The 14,603-nt window shown below is 71.9% G+C and carries 13 protein-coding genes; 9 read left to right on the forward strand and 4 right to left on the reverse strand.

The genetic code is table 11. The features are described 5' to 3' along the window. The first annotated feature begins 33 nt into the window (after positions 1-33). Positions 34-1,308 (forward strand): aldehyde dehydrogenase family protein, encoded by a 1,275-nt coding sequence (locus DVH02_RS12990; RefSeq protein ID WP_407697617.1) that lies wholly within the window; start codon positions 34-36, stop codon positions 1,306-1,308. A 21-nt stretch (positions 1,309-1,329) separates the two neighbouring features. On the opposite strand, the gene DVH02_RS12995 is transcribed toward DVH02_RS12990, so the two are convergent. Then, on the reverse strand, positions 1,330-2,349 hold the full coding sequence (locus DVH02_RS12995) for a LacI family DNA-binding transcriptional regulator (RefSeq protein WP_325051357.1): 1,020 nt from the start codon (positions 2,347-2,349) through the stop codon (positions 1,330-1,332). A gap of 281 nt (positions 2,350-2,630) precedes the next feature. On the opposite strand from DVH02_RS12995, the gene DVH02_RS13000 reads away from it, so the two are divergent. Continuing rightward, positions 2,631-3,872 (forward strand): alginate lyase family protein, encoded by a 1,242-nt coding sequence (locus DVH02_RS13000; protein WP_114623952.1) that lies wholly within the window; start codon positions 2,631-2,633, stop codon positions 3,870-3,872. A gap of 136 nt (positions 3,873-4,008) precedes the next feature. Here the strand turns inward: DVH02_RS13000 and DVH02_RS13005 are convergent, their stop codons facing one another. Further along, the gene (locus DVH02_RS13005) at positions 4,009-5,373 is read right to left on the reverse strand and encodes an MFS transporter (protein ID WP_114623953.1); all 1,365 of its coding nucleotides are present in this window, start codon (positions 5,371-5,373) and stop codon (positions 4,009-4,011) included. A 339-nt stretch (positions 5,374-5,712) separates the two neighbouring features. On the opposite strand from DVH02_RS13005, the gene DVH02_RS13010 reads away from it, so the two are divergent. Both DVH02_RS13010 and DVH02_RS13015 read left to right on the forward strand, forming a co-directional pair. Continuing rightward, the gene (locus DVH02_RS13010; RefSeq protein WP_407697616.1) at positions 5,713-6,660 is read left to right on the forward strand and encodes a 5-dehydro-4-deoxyglucarate dehydratase; all 948 of its coding nucleotides are present in this window, start codon (positions 5,713-5,715) and stop codon (positions 6,658-6,660) included. Then, positions 6,657-7,934, forward strand: coding sequence for a glucarate dehydratase family protein (locus DVH02_RS13015; protein WP_407697618.1), 1,278 nt, complete (start codon positions 6,657-6,659; stop codon positions 7,932-7,934). Before DVH02_RS13010 ends, DVH02_RS13015 begins: the two co-directional genes overlap by 4 nt. A 49-nt stretch (positions 7,935-7,983) precedes the next feature. Here DVH02_RS13015 and DVH02_RS13020 read toward each other — a convergent pair whose 3' ends face one another. Beyond that, a complete protein-coding gene (locus tag DVH02_RS13020; protein ID WP_114623956.1) occupies positions 7,984-8,397 on the reverse strand; it encodes an ATP-binding protein in 414 nt (137 codons plus the stop codon). 406 nt (positions 8,398-8,803) lie between these two features. On the opposite strand from DVH02_RS13020, the gene DVH02_RS13025 reads away from it, so the two are divergent. The 4 genes from DVH02_RS13025 (at position 8,804) to DVH02_RS13040 (ending at position 12,713) form a co-directional block, all read left to right on the forward strand. After that, the gene (locus tag DVH02_RS13025; protein ID WP_114623962.1) at positions 8,804-9,949 is read left to right on the forward strand and encodes a PP2C family protein-serine/threonine phosphatase; all 1,146 of its coding nucleotides are present in this window, start codon (positions 8,804-8,806) and stop codon (positions 9,947-9,949) included. Beyond that, entirely contained in the window at positions 9,946-11,676 is a 1,731-nt protein-coding gene (locus DVH02_RS13030) for a sensor histidine kinase (RefSeq protein ID WP_114623957.1), read from the forward strand. The genes DVH02_RS13025 and DVH02_RS13030 overlap by 4 nt, the downstream gene beginning before the upstream one ends. Then, complete coding sequence (locus DVH02_RS13035; protein ID WP_114623958.1) at positions 11,673-12,122, forward strand: response regulator; 450 nt, start codon at positions 11,673-11,675, stop codon at positions 12,120-12,122. The genes DVH02_RS13030 and DVH02_RS13035 overlap by 4 nt, the downstream gene beginning before the upstream one ends. A 123-nt stretch (positions 12,123-12,245) precedes the next feature. Next, positions 12,246-12,713 (forward strand): ATP-binding protein, encoded by a 468-nt coding sequence (locus tag DVH02_RS13040; protein WP_114623959.1) that lies wholly within the window; start codon positions 12,246-12,248, stop codon positions 12,711-12,713. 2 nt (positions 12,714-12,715) lie between these two features. Here the strand turns inward: DVH02_RS13040 and DVH02_RS13045 are convergent, their stop codons facing one another. Next, a complete protein-coding gene (locus DVH02_RS13045) occupies positions 12,716-13,990 on the reverse strand; it encodes a PP2C family protein-serine/threonine phosphatase (RefSeq protein WP_233518202.1) in 1,275 nt (424 codons plus the stop codon). Between the two features lie 97 nt (positions 13,991-14,087). Here DVH02_RS13045 and DVH02_RS13050 point away from each other — a divergent pair. Next, on the forward strand, positions 14,088-14,603 hold a 516-nt coding region (locus DVH02_RS13050; RefSeq protein WP_114623961.1), incomplete at its 3' end, for a MarR family winged helix-turn-helix transcriptional regulator.

Genomic DNA, 14,603 nt, shown 5'->3' on the forward strand with positions numbered 1-14,603 from the left:
CTTGGTCCGGCCGGTCCCGAAGCCGTCGCGCGGCTGCGCGCCACCTTCGGGACCGGCCGGACCAAGGAGCTGTCCTGGCGGCTCGGCCAGCTGGCGGCGCTGCGCGCACTCCTCACCGAGGAGGCCGAGGCGCTCCAGGCGGCGCTGCTGGCGGATCTGGGCAAGAACCCCGTCGAGGCGTACCGCGCCGAGGTCGGCTTCACCATCAACGAACTCGATCACACGGTCACCCACCTGGAGGAATGGCTGCGCCCCAAGCCCGCCGCCGTCCCCGACGCCTTCCTCCCCGCGGACGCCCGGGTCGTCCGGGATCCGCTCGGTGTGGTGCTGATCATCGCGCCGTGGAACTACCCCGTACAGCTGGCTCTCGCGCCGCTGGTCGGCGCGCTCGCCTCGGGCAACGCCGTGGTCGTCAAGCCGAGCGAGCTGGCCCCGGCCACCTCCGCCGCGCTGGCGGGGCTGCTGCCGAAGTATCTCGACACGGACGCGGTCGCCGTCGTCGAGGGCGCGGTCCCGGAGACCACGGCCCTGCTGGAGCAGCGCTTCGACCACATCTTCTACACCGGCAGCGGCAATGTCGGCCGCATCGTCATGACCGCGGCCGCCAAGCACCTCACCCCGGTCACCCTGGAGCTGGGCGGCAAGAGCCCCGTCGTGGTCGAGCCGGGCGCGGATCTGGAGGTCACCGCGCGGCGGATCGCGCGCGGCAAGTTCGCCAACGCCGGCCAGACCTGTGTCGCCCCCGACTACGTCCTCGCCATCGGTGACACGGCGGCCCGGCTGGAGCCGTACCTCGCCGCCGCGGTCCGGGAGCTGTACGGGGACGACACGGCCGCCAACCCCGGCTACGGCAAGATCGTCAACGACCGCAACTTCGACCGGCTGACCGGCCTCCTCGGCGCCGGACGCGTCGTCACCGGCGGCGGCCACGACCGTAGCGCCCGCCACATCGACCCCACCGTCCTCGCCGATGTACCGCCGGACGCCCCGGTGATGAGCGAGGAGATCTTCGGTCCGATCCTGCCGGTCCTCCCCGTACCTGACCTGGACGCCGCGATCACCTTCATCAACGACCGCGACAAGCCGCTCGCCCTGTACGCCTTCACCGGGTCCGACCGCACCAAGGAACGGCTCACCCGCGAGACCTCCTCCGGCGCCCTCACCTTCGGCCTCCCGGTCCAGCACCTCGCCGTGCCCGAGCTGCCCTTCGGCGGCGTCGGCGCGAGCGGCATGGGCCGCTACCACGGCGAGTACTCGATCGACACCTTCAGCCACGCGAAGGCGATCCTCGACAAGCCGCTGGACTGACGCCGTCCGACGGCGGCCCGGTCAGCCGGCCGCGGCCGCCGGCCCGGAGCTGGCGCGGGCCAGCACCTCCGGGTCGAGCAGGGTCAGGGACGGCGCGGTGGGCCGGCCCTCGGCGATCGCGCGCCACAGCAGCTCGGTGGCCTCGCGGGCCATCCGCCGTTTCGGGAGCGCCACCGTGGTCAGCGGCGGATGGGCGTGCGCGGCCTGCGGGATGTCGTCGACGCCGATGACCGAGATGTCCTCGGGCACCCGCAGCCCGTGGTGGCGCACCGCTTCCATCACCCCGAGGGCGGTGGCGTCCGTGGAGCTGAACACGGCGGTCGTACGGTCGCGGGCGGGCCGCTCGGCCCGGTCGCGCAGCGCGCGCGAGGCCGCCTCGTACCCGGACTCCGGCGTCGCCCCCGGCGCGGCGAACACCCACTCGTCGGGTACGGACACACCGTCCTCGGCGAGCGCGCGGCGCAGCCCCGCCACCCGTACCCGGTGCGCGGGCAGGTCGGCGACCACCGTCACCCGCCGGTGCCCCAGCTCCCGCAGATGCCGGCCGGCGAGATACCCGGCCCGCTCGAAGTCGATGGTGACGACGGGCAGGGTGCGCGGCGGGTCGATCTCCCACGCGCACAGGACGAGCGGCGGCCCGTGCCCCTCCGGCGCCGGCGGGCACTCGCTCAGATCGAAGTCGCCGGCCACGAGGAGCGCGTCCACGGAGCGGCTGGAGAGGGAGGCCAGCTGGCGCCGGGCCCGCGCCCCGTCGCCCCGGGTGGTGGCCAGCAGCAGATGGTAGCCGCGCGTCTCCAGCAGCGCCTCCACCTCCTCGACCACCGCGGAGTAGAAGGGGTTGGCGACGGTCGGCACGACGAAGCCGACGGTCATGGTGGTGCCGGTGGACAGTCCCCGGGCGACCAGATTGGGTGTGTAGCCCAGCTCGTCGATCGCCGCCTCGACCTTGGCCCTGGTCCCGGCGCTGACGACCGTGCGCCCCCGGACCACATTGGACACGGTCTGTTTGGTGACGCCGGCGCGCTTCGCGACGTCCGCCATGGTGACCACCGAGCGGTACCGCCCTTTCTTTTGACCGGTAAATCATGATTTGACTCTGTAGTCTCGCGCACGCCGGGGGCGCGGTCAAGTGATCAGGTCGGGGGCGCCGGGCCGGATCCGGTCGACGGGTCAAATCCCGTGCGTGCGCCATCTCTTGACGCCTCGGAAACGCGCCGTTAACGTCTCGCCCAGTCTTTGACCGGTCAAATCGTGGACTGAACTCCGTACCCCCCCACTTCTCATCCCCACCCCGTACGGGTCCATCCGAAGGAGCCGCACTGATGTCAGGTACACAACACACCCCCGCCGCGAGCCGCCGCGATCTCCTGAAGGCCGTCGCCGGTATCGGCGCCGCCGCCATGGTCGGCACGACGGCCGTCACGGCCCTCGCGGGCACCGCCCACGCCGCGCCGCTGGCCGCCGGCCACCCCGGAATGCTGCACACCCAGGCCGACTTCGACCGGATGGCCGCCGCGGTCAAAGCCGGTACCCAGCCCTGGAAGGCGGGCTGGGACGTGCTGATCGGCAACTCCCACTCCCTGCCGACCTGGACCGCCAACCCGCAGAGCGTCATCTACCGGGGCGGTGGCAGCGAGAACTACGGCATCCTCTACAACGATGTCGCCGCCGCCTACCAGAACGCGCTGCGCTGGAAGATCCAGGGCCTGGCCGCCCACGGCGACGCGGCGCGCGACATCCTCAACGCCTGGTCGGGCAAGCTCACCGCGATCGACGGCAGCGCCGACCGCTTCCTCGCCGCCGGGATCTACGGCTACGAGTTCGCCCAGGCCGCCGAGATCATGCGCGGCTACAACGGGTTCGACCTGGACCGCTTCAAGACGATGATGCTGAACGTGTTCTACCCGCCCAGCAACAGCTTCCTGGTCGATCACAACGGCGCGTACATCTCCAACTACTGGGCGAGCTGGGACCTGTGCAACCTCGCCAACGTCCTGGCCATCGGCATCCTCTGCGACGACCAGGCCAAGATCGACCAGGCGGTCACGTACTTCAAGACCGGCGCCGGCATGGGCTCCATCCTCAACGCCATCCCCTACGTCTACAACGACCAGGGCCTCGCGCAGTGGCAGGAGAGCGGCCGCGACCAGGGCCACAGCATGCTCGGCATCGGACTGATGGGCACGGTCTGCGAGATGGCCTGGAACCAGGGCATCGACCTCTACGGCTACGACAACAACCGCTTCATGAAGGCGTGCGAGTACGTCGCCAAGTACAACCTCGGCGGGAGCGTCCCCTTCACCGAGTACACGTGGCACTACGGCGCACCCGGCGTGTGGGAGGGCTGGCAGACCTTCACCACGGTGTCGTCCGACAGCCGGGGGCAGTACCGGCCGGTCTGGGCACAGCTGTACAACCACTACGGGGTGCGCAAGGGGCTCTCAGTCCCCAACACCAAGGCGTACGCGCAACTCGTCCAGCCCGAGGGCGGCGGCGGTGACTACGGTTCCACCAGCGGCGGTTACGACCACCTCGGCTTCGGCACCCTGACCCACACCCGGTAGCGGCGCGGCCTCGGCCGTGACCGGTCACCGTGACCGGTCACCGCGACCGGTCACCGTCCCGGACCGGGCCTGACAGCACGCCCGGCCGCCGCCCGCTCTCCTCGGGGCGGCGGCCGGGCGGCCGGGAGCGGGCCCCCTATCGCGCCTCGCCGCTCGCCACCCGGCCCTGGAGCGGCGCGGGCTCGCCCGCGCCCGGCTTCGCGCTGTCGGGCCTGCGCATGAAGGCGACGCCCAGGGCCGCCAGTACGGAGGCCGCCGCGAGGGCGTAGAGGCCGCCGTGTGTCGTGCCGGTGGTGTCCTTGAGGTAGCCGAAGAGCGTGGGGGAGACGAAGCCGCCCAGGTTGCCCAGCGAGTTGACCACCGCGAGCCCGGCCGCGGCGATCCTCAGATCGAGCCCGGACTGCGCCATCGGCCAGAACAGGGTGGCCGCGCACTTGCCGCCCACGGCGGCCAGGGTGATGGCGACGAGGCCGAACCAGGGGGAGCCCAGCGTGGCCAGGAAGGCGCCCGCCGCCGACAGGACGAGGCTGATCGCCAGATACGGCCGGCGGTCCGGGGCGCGGTCGGTGAAGTGGCTCATCGAGTACATCGCGATCACCGCACAGATCCACGGGATGGCGGAGAGCAGCCCGATCTGGAAGGGCGAGAGCCCGCCGATCTCGGCGACCAGGCTCGGCAGCCAGAAGGTGATCGCGTAGCCGGTGAGGGCCATCGCGAAGAAGACGCCGGTCAGCAGCGCGACCTGCGGGTGGATGATCAGCTTGAGCCGCGACACCTTGGGGGCCCGGCTGCGCGACTCCTGGTCACGCGCGACCGCCGCGCTCAGCGCCTCCTTCTCCTCGGCGGTGAGCCAGCGGGCCTCGCCGATACGGGAGACGAGGAAGAACCCGGCGACGATCCCGACCAGGATGGAGAAGGTCCCCTCCAGCGCGAACATCCAGCGCCAGCCGGCGAACCCGCCCAGGCCGTGCAGCTCCAGCAGCGCCCCGGTGATGGGGCCGGTCACGATGTACGCGGTGGCGGAGCCGCCCAGGAAGATCGCGCTCGCCCGGCCCCTGCTGGAGTCCGGCAGCCACTGGGTGAAGTACAGCAGGACGCCGGGGAAGAAGCCGGCCTCGGCGACACCGAGGACGAAGCGCAGGATGTAGAACGTCGTCACATCGTGGATGAGGCACATCGCCAGGATCACCAGACCCCAGGTGATCATGATGCGGGTGAGCCAGACCCGCGCGCCGAACCGCTCCATGAGCATGTTGCTGGGCACCTCGAACAGCGCGTACCCGATGAAGAACAGGCCCGCGCCGAGGCCGTAGGCGGTGGCGCTGACCCCGACGTCGGCCCTCAGCTCGTCCTGGACGAACCCGACGTTCGTCCGGTCCATCTGGTTGACCAGGAGCATGAGCACCAGAATGGGCAGCATGCGGCGCAGGAATTTGCCGACCGCGCGGCTTTCGGCGTCGGGCTCGCTCTCGGGACTCTTCGCAAGAGGCTGCGGGACCATCGTTGTCTCCCACTTCGATTGCCGTGACGGCAAGCCAGATATGTCTGGGGCCCACGGCGTTGACCGCGTGGGCCGGACTCCGCTCGCGAAGGCGAGGGGTCTCGACGCGCCCCCGAGGGGGCGGTGTACAGCTAAGACGTATATGTATGTGAACATCTGTCACACGTGTGGTCACGTTACGGATGGGTGTCCATCGGGTCAATGGCTTGCCGCGCGGAATCTCGCGGGCCGTTCCGATCTGGCGTTTACGGTGCGGAGCACGGTAGGGGCGGTGGGTGACGCGCGCGTGTCTTGACGGTTCCCGCGCCGCGTCCTAGGTTGGCTGACGTTTCCAAGAACATGGCTAGCGGTTATATACGTGAACGGAGTCTTATGCTTGACGGAGTGCTGTTCTTTCCGGTCACACCGTTCGCACCCGACGGCGCCCTCGCTCCCGAGGCTCTCCGGGCACATGTGAGCGCGGGGGTGGCGGCCGGTGCGGGCGCCGTCTTCCCCGCCTGCGGCACCGGGGAATTCCACGCCCTGTCGGCGGACGAGCACACCGAGGTCGTCCGGCTCACGGCCGAGGCCGTCGAGGGCGGGGTCCCCGTCTACGCCGGTGTCGGCGGCCCGCTGCCCACCGCACTGGCGCTGGCCCGCGCGGCCCGCGACAACGGCGCGGACGGGCTGCTCCTGCTGCCGCCGTACCTGGTCAGCGGCGATCAGGCCGGTCTGGTGCGCTACGTACGACAGATCGCGGAGGCGGCAGGACTGCCCCTGATCGTCTACAACCGCGCCAACGCCCGGTTCACCCCCGACGCCGCCGCCGAGGCCGCCGCGATCGACGGGGTCGTCGGCTTCAAGGACGGCGTCGGAGACATCGAGACCCTCGCCAGGACCGTCTTCGCCGTACGGGAATCGCTGCGCGAGAGCGGCAAGCCGTTCCAGTTCTTCAACGGGCTGCCCACCGCCGAGGCCACCGTCCCCGCCTACCGGGCCATCGGCGTCCCCCTCTACTCGTCCGCCGCCTTCTGCTTCGCGCCCGAGATCTCCACCGCCTTCCACCGCGCCGTGACCACCGGCGACGACAAGCGCGTCGACGCGCTGCTGGCCGGCTTCTTCCACCCGCTGGTCGCCCTGCGGGACAAGGCCCCCGGATACGCGGTCTCCCTGGTCAAGGCGGGGGTGAAGCTGCGTGGCCTGGACGCGGGCTCCGTCCGCGCCCCGCTCAGCGACCCCGCGCCCGAGGACCTCGCCGCACTCGCCGCGCTCCTGGAGCGCGGACTCGACCTGGTAAGGAGCGCCTGACCGTGGCCACCGAGAAACTGCGGATCTCCGCCGTCACCATCACCCCCGTCGCCTTCCGCGACCCGCCGCTGCTCAACTCGGTCGGGGTCCACGAGCCGTACGCCCTGCGCGCCGTCGTCGAGGTCCACACCGACGGCGGGCTCACCGGGCTCGGCGAGACCTACGCCGACGCCCGCCATCTGGAACGCCTCCGGGCCGTCGCGGCGGACATCGTCGGACTCGACGTCTACGCCACCGAGGAGCTGCACCGGCGGGTCGGCGAGATCATCTCCCGGGTCGGCGGCGTCGGCGGCTCCGGGCTGACCGGGATGGTCACCACGAGCAGCACCGTCGACCGGGTGCAGTCCCCGTTCGAGGTCGCCCTGCTCGACATCCAGGGCCAGGCGTGCGGCCGGCCCGTCTCCGACCTCCTCGGCGGCGCCGTGCGCGGCGCGGTGCCCTTCAGCGCCTACCTCTTCTACAAGTGGGCCGCCCACCCCGGCGCCGAGCCGGACGAGTGGGGCGCCGCGCTGGACCCCGCAGGCGTGGTGGCCCAGGCACGGCGGATGGTCGACGCGTACGGATTCACCGCCATCAAGCTCAAGGGCGGCGTCCTGCCGCCCGAGGAGGAGATCGAGGCGGTACGGGCGCTGCGCGCCGAGTTCCCCGGCCACCCGTTGCGGCTCGACCCGAACGCCGCCTGGTCCGTGGAGACCTCCATCGAGGTCGGCCGCGCGCTCGACGGCGTGCTGGAGTATCTGGAGGACCCCACCCCGGGCATCGAGGGCATGGCCGCCGTCGCCCGCGAGGTCTCGATGCCGCTGGCGACCAACATGTGCGTCGTCGCCTTCGACGAACTCCACCCCTCGGTGGCCGTGGACGCCGTCCAGGTCATCCTCTCCGACCACCACTACTGGGGCGGACTGCGCCGCTCCAAGCTGCTGTCCGGCATCTGCGACACCTTCGGCATGGGACTGTCCATGCACTCCAACTCGCATCTGGGCATCAGCCTCGCCGCCATGACCCACCTCGCGGCGGCCACCCCCAACCTCACCTACGCCTGTGACACCCACTGGCCGTGGAAGACCGAGGACGTCATCGAGCCCGGCGTACTGGAGTTCGAGGACGGCTCGGTGGCGGTGCCCACCACCCCGGGGCTCGGTGTCACCCTGGACCGCGACGCCCTCGCGGCCCTGCACGAGCAGTACCTGACCTGCGGGCTGCGCAACCGCGACGACACCGGCTACATGCGCACCATCCACCCGACCTACCGCGCCACCAACCCGCGCTGGTAGCCGACGACATCCGGCACCGCCCGCCCGGCAGCCCGGCCGGGCGGGCCGCTCAGTGCCGTACCAGCGCCCTGATCAGCTTGCCGCCGTCCCCCAGGACATCGACCGTGACCTCGGCCAGCCGGTGCACCAGCGGCCAGCCGTAACCGCCGGGCAGCCACTCCTCGCGGCGCCGCGCGGTCGCGGGCAGCGAAGGACTCGCGTCCCGTACGGCGATCTCCACCACGCCGACGCCGGCCGAGACCCGAAGCCCCGTCACCCCGCCCGCGTGCCGTATGGCGTTGGTGACCAGCTCCGACACGATCAGCAGCACATCGACCGTCGTCTGCTCCGGCACGCCCGGCGCGTGCCGGCGGAGAAACGAGCGCACCAGCGCGCGCGCCTCCGCCGTGCCCGCGGGCCGCGCCTCCAGCAGGGCGGATGCCCCCGATGCGGCCTGGTCCGCTCCGTCGTCGACCGTAGTCATCCCCGCACCCCCGTACCGGCTGTGGTTGGCCAGAGCATCGCATGTTTCCCGCGCGGGCGAGCCGGTGTACCGGGAATACGGTGATCCGCCGACGGGCCCCGGCCCCGGCCTGGCGCGTTCTCCCACCGCGGGCGCACCGGCCGGTTCGCCGTCGCATATGCTTCCCGCCGGAACGGCGCCGGGTGACCGGCGCCGTCAGGTTCTGAGGGGGTGGAGTGTGGTCGAGTTGCCCGGGGGCCTCGCCGCACGTTCCGTGCGAGGCCGCCGTACCGCGGCTCCGGGAACGGCCGTTCACGGCGGCGCCGACCGCGCGCCCACGCCCCCGCCCGGGGCCGTACCCGCGCCGGCCCCCTCACCGGACGCCGTCGCCGTCGTCCGCGACGCCCGCTGGGCGCTCGACGCGGTCATGCTGCTCGTCGAGGACGACGCGGGCGACGCGCTGCTGGTGGAGGAGATGCTCGCCGACAGCGACCTCGACTCCTCGCTCACCTGGTGTCAGACGCTCGCCGAGGGACAGCGGTTCCTCGCCGACCGCACCGCCCCGGTCTGTGTGCTGCTCGACCTCCATCTGCCCGACGCCCACGGGGTCGACGCCGTCACCCGGATCCTGCGCACCGCCCCCGACGCGGCCATCGTCGTCCTCACCGGGATGGCGGAGGGCGAGGCCGGGCTCTCCGCCGTGGCCACCGGCGCCCAGGACTATCTGGTCAAGGGACGCATCGACCCGGAGGCGCTGAGCCGGGCCGTCCGCTACGCCCTCCAGCGCAAGCAGGTCGAACAGGCCACCGCCGCCCTGCGCGCCAACGAGCTGATGGCGCAGGAGAACGCCCGGCTGGAGCGCGGCCTGCTGCCCGTGCCCCTGCTGCGCGACGACGACTTCGAGGCCGTCGCCCGCTACGAGCCGGGGCGCGCCCACGGCTTGCTCAGCGGCGACTTCTACGACGTCGTACAGACCGCCGACGGCACGGTCCACGCGGTGATCGGCGACGTGTCGGGCCACGGCGCCGCCGAGGCGGCCCTCGGCGTCTGCCTGCGGGTCGCCTGGCGCACGGCCGTGCTGTGCGGGACCCGGCCGCTGGAGCGGATCCGGCTGCTGGAGGAGATCCTCGTCGCCGAGCGCTCCGACCAGCACGTGTTCGCCACCGTCACCTCGCTCGTCTTCCCGCCCGGCGGCCGGGAGGTACGGGTCGTGCGCGCCGGACACCCGGGGCTGCTCGTACGCCACCACGCCACCGTCCGCTGGGAGGAGCCCAGCGCGGGCATGGCCCTCGGGCTGCTGCCCGGCGCGGGACGGTGGACCGAGAGCGTGGTGCCGCTGCCGCCCGGCGGCCATGTGGTCCTCTTCACCGACGGCCTCTTCGAGGGACGCACCGGACCCGCCACCCGGCTCGGCGAGAGCGGACTGCTCGCGCTCGCCGCCCGGCACAGCTCCCTCCCGGCGAACGCCTTCGTCGACGCCCTGGTCGGCGGCGCGGCCGAGGGCGCGGCCCCGTACGGCGGACTCGCCGACGACGTCGCCGTCCTGCACCTCGGCTGGAGCGACCCCCGATGACCGCCGTACGCGATCCCGCACAGAACCCCACGGAGAACGCCGTCCCCACGGAGAAGAACACCCCCCGCCGCCTCGCCCCGGGACTCTCGGTGCAGGGCTGGGTCCAGCTGATCCTCGGGGCGCTGGTGCTGGTGGTCTGCTGCTGCACCGTCCTCGCCGGCGTCCTGCTGGCCCGCACCAACGACCGCACCAACGAAATCGTCGACCGCATCCAGCCCGCCAGGTCCAACGCCTTCCAGCTCCAGCGCGCCCTGCTCGACCAGGAGACCGGCGTACGCGGATTCGCCCTCAGCGACGACCCGTCCTTCCTCGCGCCGTACCAGAAGGGCATCACCGACGAGCGGCACTACACCGGCCGGATGACGGCCTTCATCGGGTCCGACCCGCGCTTCGCCGGTGACCTCACCCGCATCACCCGCGCCGCCGGGAAGTGGCGCGCCGAGGAGGCGGATCCGCTGATCGCCTCCGTACGGGCCGAGGGCGCCGCCGCGGCCTCCGCCGACCGGGTCACCCGCAGCAAGGAGAGCTTCGACGAGCTGCGCCGGCTCTTCGCCGTCCAGCAGACCCACCTGGACGAGGCCAGGGACCAGGCGCGTACGGAGCTGAACGACGCCCGCGCCCTGCGGGACGCCGTGTTCCTCGCGATCCTCGCCGTCTTCGTCGTGGCGGTACTGGTCCTCGCCCTGGTCCTGCACCGCATGGTGGGCCGGCCGCTCGCCGCGCTGCGCGCCGCGTCCGACGGCGTACGGGAGGGCGCGTTCGACCGGCGCATCGAGGTCGGCGGCCCCTCCGACCTGCGCGCCGTCGGCGCGGCCGTCGAGGACATGCGCCGACGCCTCGCCGACGAACTCGCCGCGAGCCGGTCCAGAGAGGCACTCCTCGCCGAGCAGGCCGAGGAGCTGCGCCGCTCCAACTCGGAGCTGGAGCAGTTCGCCTACGTGGCCTCGCACGACCTCCAGGAACCGCTGCGCAAGGTCGCCTCCTTCTGCCAGCTGCTGGAGAAACGGTACGGCGACCGGCTGGACGCGCGCGGCAAGCAGTACATCGACTTCGCGGTCGACGGTGCCAAACGGATGCAGGTCCTCATCAACGACCTGCTCACCTTCTCCCGGGTGGGGCGGGTGCACGACGCCTGGCAGGACGTCGAACTCGACCAGGTCCTCGACCGGGCCCTCGGGAACGTCGCCCTGGTCATCGAGGAGTCGGACGTCACCGTCGTACGGGAGGCCCCGCTGCCGAGGGTGACCGGCGACCCGACCACCCTGACGATGCTCTGGCAGAACCTCCTCGGCAACGCCGTCAAGTTCCGCCGCCCCGAGGTACCGTCCCGGATCACCGTGGGATGCGTGCGCGAGGGGGCCGACTGGCACCTGACCGTCTCCGACAACGGCATCGGGGTCGCGCCGGAGTTCGCGGAGAAGGTCTTCGTCATCTTCCAGCGGCTGCACGCCAGGGACGAGTACGAGGGCACCGGCATCGGCCTCGCGCTCTGCCGCAAGATCGTCGAGTTCCACGGCGGCCGGATCTGGCTGGAGCCGGTCGACGAAGGCGGCACCCGGATCCACTTCACGGTCCCCGCCGCCCCCGGGGACGAGACACCCGACCCGGCCGAATCCGGCGAACCGGCGGCCTCCGGGCAGCCCGAGGCACCCGAGGACGGGCCAGACGCCCCGTCCGGACACCCGCACGACGTACCGACGACCATCCCGCACGGAGCCGCCCAGTGAGCCACCGCGACCGCGTAGAGCCCATCGAGGTCCTGCTCGTCGAGGACGACGCGGGGGACGAACTGATGACCCGCGAGGCGTTCGAGGACAACAAGATCCGCAACACCCTCCATGTGGTGCGCGACGGCGAGGAGGCGCTCGACTTCCTCTACCGCAGGGGCGCCCACCAGCAGGCGCCCCGGCCGGATCTCGTCCTGCTCGACCTGAACCTGCCCAAGTACGACGGGCGCCAGGTGCTGGAGCAGATCAAGACCGACCCGGAGCTGTCCCTGATCCCCGTGGTGGTGCTCACCACCTCCTCCGCCGAGGAGGACATTCTGCGCAGCTACAAGCTGCACGCCAACGCGTATGTGACCAAACCGGTCGACCTCGATCAGTTCATCGCGGCCGTCCGGCAGATCGACGAGTTCTTCGTCAGCGTGGTCCGGCTTCCCGGGCGCCGCTGAGACACGGACGAAGAGAGTGACACCTTTCACGAAACCGGTGGGCATACCCGCGGCGTGTGAGGGCATAAGGGGATCCGAGAAGGGGGTCCCGCGATCGCCCTCACCGGTGCGCGGGCAGGAGCTATGAACGAACAGATCACCAGTGGTACGGGGTTCGCGGCCATCGCGGATTCCGTACAGCCGCTGCGCCGGGCCGGCCAGTTCAGCGGGGAGCCCGGCTGTATCGCCGACGCCAGGCTGCTCGCCGTCCAGTTCCTCCAGCAGCTGGAGGCCGAGTGGCTGGCCACCCTGGGCGAGCGGACGAGCGGCGATCTGCTGCTGGTCGTCAGCGAGCTGGTGACCAACGCCGAGCGCCACAGCCACGGCCCGTACCTGCTGGAGCTGGAGGGCACGGACCGGCGGGTGATCGTCACCGTGTACGACAGCAGCTCGGTCCTGCCGTGCCGCTACGAGCGGGATCCCGGCCGGCTGGGCGGACACGGCATGGAGATCGTCCACGCCATCGCCGACGAGCTGCTCGCCGAGCGGGTGCCGGTCGGCAAGCGCGTCCAGGCCGTCTTCGACCTGGAGCGCCGCCGGGTCACGGCCTGACGTCAGCCGTCCGCGGCGGTGTCCTGTCCCGCACGCGTACCCGTACCCGTGTCCGTAGGTGTACCGGCGCCCGTGTCCGTGGCCGTGTCTTTTTCCTTGTCCGTCTCCGCGGCTCTGCCGGTCCGTCCGTCGCCCTGTCTGCCGAACCAGTCCAGGCAGAGCACCAGCGCGTCGTCCGTCGACTCGGCGTCCCGGTAGGCCGCCAGCTCGCGCAGCACCGCGCGCGGCACCATCGCGGCGGGCAGCAGACCGGTGGCGCCGATCGCCCGCGCCAGCGCCCGCTCCCCGTACAGCTCGCCCTGCGGCGAGACCGCGTCGTACACCCCGTCGCTGACGAAGAGCAGCCGGTCACCGGGGAGCACCTGGAAGGTCTGCGCCACGTAGTGCGACTCCTCGAACATGCCGAGGGGCAGCTGTGCTTCGAGGTCGACGCGCTCCACGGACCTGTCGCGCATGCGCCACAGCTGCGGCGAACCGGCGTCCACCACCTCCACCCGGCCCGTGTCCAGCTCGAACCTGAGCAGCAGGGTCGAGACGTAGGAGGCACCGCCGTGCTGCGCGTACAGGGCCTGGTCCGCCAGCGACGCCTGGTCCACGAGGCCGATCCCGGCGCGGCGGGCGTTGCGCAGGGCGTTCACGGCGAGATTGGTGAGCAGGGACGCCTGGATGCCCTCGCCCATCCCGTTGGTCACCGCGAGCGTCAGCTCGTCGGCGTCCGACGCCCAGTCGAAGTTGTCGCCGTGGATCGCGTAGGCGGGCTCCAGCTGCGCGCCGATGGCGTACTCCCGCGCGGTGCAGGCGCGGGCGGGCAGCAGCTGCCACTGCATCTCGGCCGCCAGGGTGAGCCGGCTCGCCCGCCTGGCCCGCCGGTAGAGGTCGGTGTCCCGCTCGGCCACCAGGATCTCGTGCCCGAGCAGCTCCGCCACCTGCGTCAGCTCCTCGACGGTGTCCTGCGTGGACACGTCGGCGGGCAGGCGGACGGTCAGGATGCCGAGCCGCTCGCCCCGGACGGTGACCGGCAGATGGTGATCCACCGCGTCCCGGTGGCGCACCTGCTGCTCGCGCGGCTCCTGGCTGCCGAAGGCCCGGCCCTCGGGGGTGTTGTGCAGCGACAGCGTCTTGGCGGGACGGTCCGCCGGGTCGACGGGCTGCAGCACCGTGAGCCCGTAGTCGGCGAGGTAGAGCTGTACGGTTGCCGTGCCGTACGCGGCGGTGATCGCGTCACGCACCGAGTCCACCAGAGCGTGCGGAGCCGCTGTGCGGACCGCTCTTTCCACATCCGCGAGTAGAGTCACGAGTCGTTCGAGCCTTCTTCTTCAAGGGGCGGTCGGTCCGGGCTGACAACAACCCACGCCGGATGAAAGGGTGAAATCCATGTCCCGCTTCACCGGTGAACCACACCGGCGCGATCAGGTCGCCGAGGCCGCCAGCGCGGCCTCGGAGCTGCTTGAGCTGCTGTGGGGGCGGGGCCAGGAGGCCGCGCCCTCGGGGCCCGTCCCGCCGTCCCAGCTACGGGCCCTTCTGGTCATCGAGAAGCATGAGGGCGCCAATCTGCGGACGCTCGGCGACGCGCTCGGCTCGCGGCCGTCCTCGGTGAGCCGGCTGTGCGACCGGATGGAGGCCATGGGCCTGGTGTCCCGCTCGCCCAGCGCGATCAGCCGCCGCGAGGTGGAACTGAGGCTGAGCCGACGCGGTCACACGGTACTGAACGAGTACCGCTCCTTCCGCACGCGCGAGGTCGCGCTCGTGCTGGAGCGGATGGCGCCCTCCGATGTGGTGACCCTGGCCGAGGGGCTCAGCGCCTTCCGCGCCGCGGCCCTCGCCGGGCTCGGCCAGGAGAGCGCCGCGGGCTCCGGCGGGGCCGCCGACGCCGCGCGCGGCGAGGTGGCG

Origin of the sequence: Streptomyces corynorhini, from assembly GCF_003346515.1 — a bacterium.
GTDB classification, from domain to species: Bacteria; Actinomycetota; Actinomycetes; order Streptomycetales; family Streptomycetaceae; genus Streptomyces; species Streptomyces corynorhini.

What these genes read in the sequence shown, in the direction of transcription:
- DVH02_RS13000 (WP_114623952.1), top strand. Translation starts at nt 2,631, where the DNA reads ATGTCAGGTACACAACACACCCCCGCCGCGAGCCGCCGCGATCTCCTG.
- DVH02_RS13030 (WP_114623957.1), top strand. Translation starts at nt 9,946, where the DNA reads ATGACCGCCGTACGCGATCCCGCACAGAACCCCACGGAGAACGCCGTC.
- DVH02_RS13005 (WP_114623953.1), bottom strand. Translation starts at nt 5,373, where the DNA reads ATGGTCCCGCAGCCTCTTGCGAAGAGTCCCGAGAGCGAGCCCGACGCC.
- DVH02_RS12995 (WP_325051357.1), bottom strand. Translation starts at nt 2,349, where the DNA reads ATGGCGGACGTCGCGAAGCGCGCCGGCGTCACCAAACAGACCGTGTCC.
- DVH02_RS13040 (WP_114623959.1), top strand. Translation starts at nt 12,246, where the DNA reads ATGAACGAACAGATCACCAGTGGTACGGGGTTCGCGGCCATCGCGGAT.
- DVH02_RS13020 (WP_114623956.1), bottom strand. Translation starts at nt 8,397, where the DNA reads ATGACTACGGTCGACGACGGAGCGGACCAGGCCGCATCGGGGGCATCC.
- DVH02_RS13010 (WP_407697616.1), top strand. Translation starts at nt 5,713, where the DNA reads ATGGCTAGCGGTTATATACGTGAACGGAGTCTTATGCTTGACGGAGTG.
- DVH02_RS13025 (WP_114623962.1), top strand. Translation starts at nt 8,804, where the DNA reads ATGCTGCTCGTCGAGGACGACGCGGGCGACGCGCTGCTGGTGGAGGAG.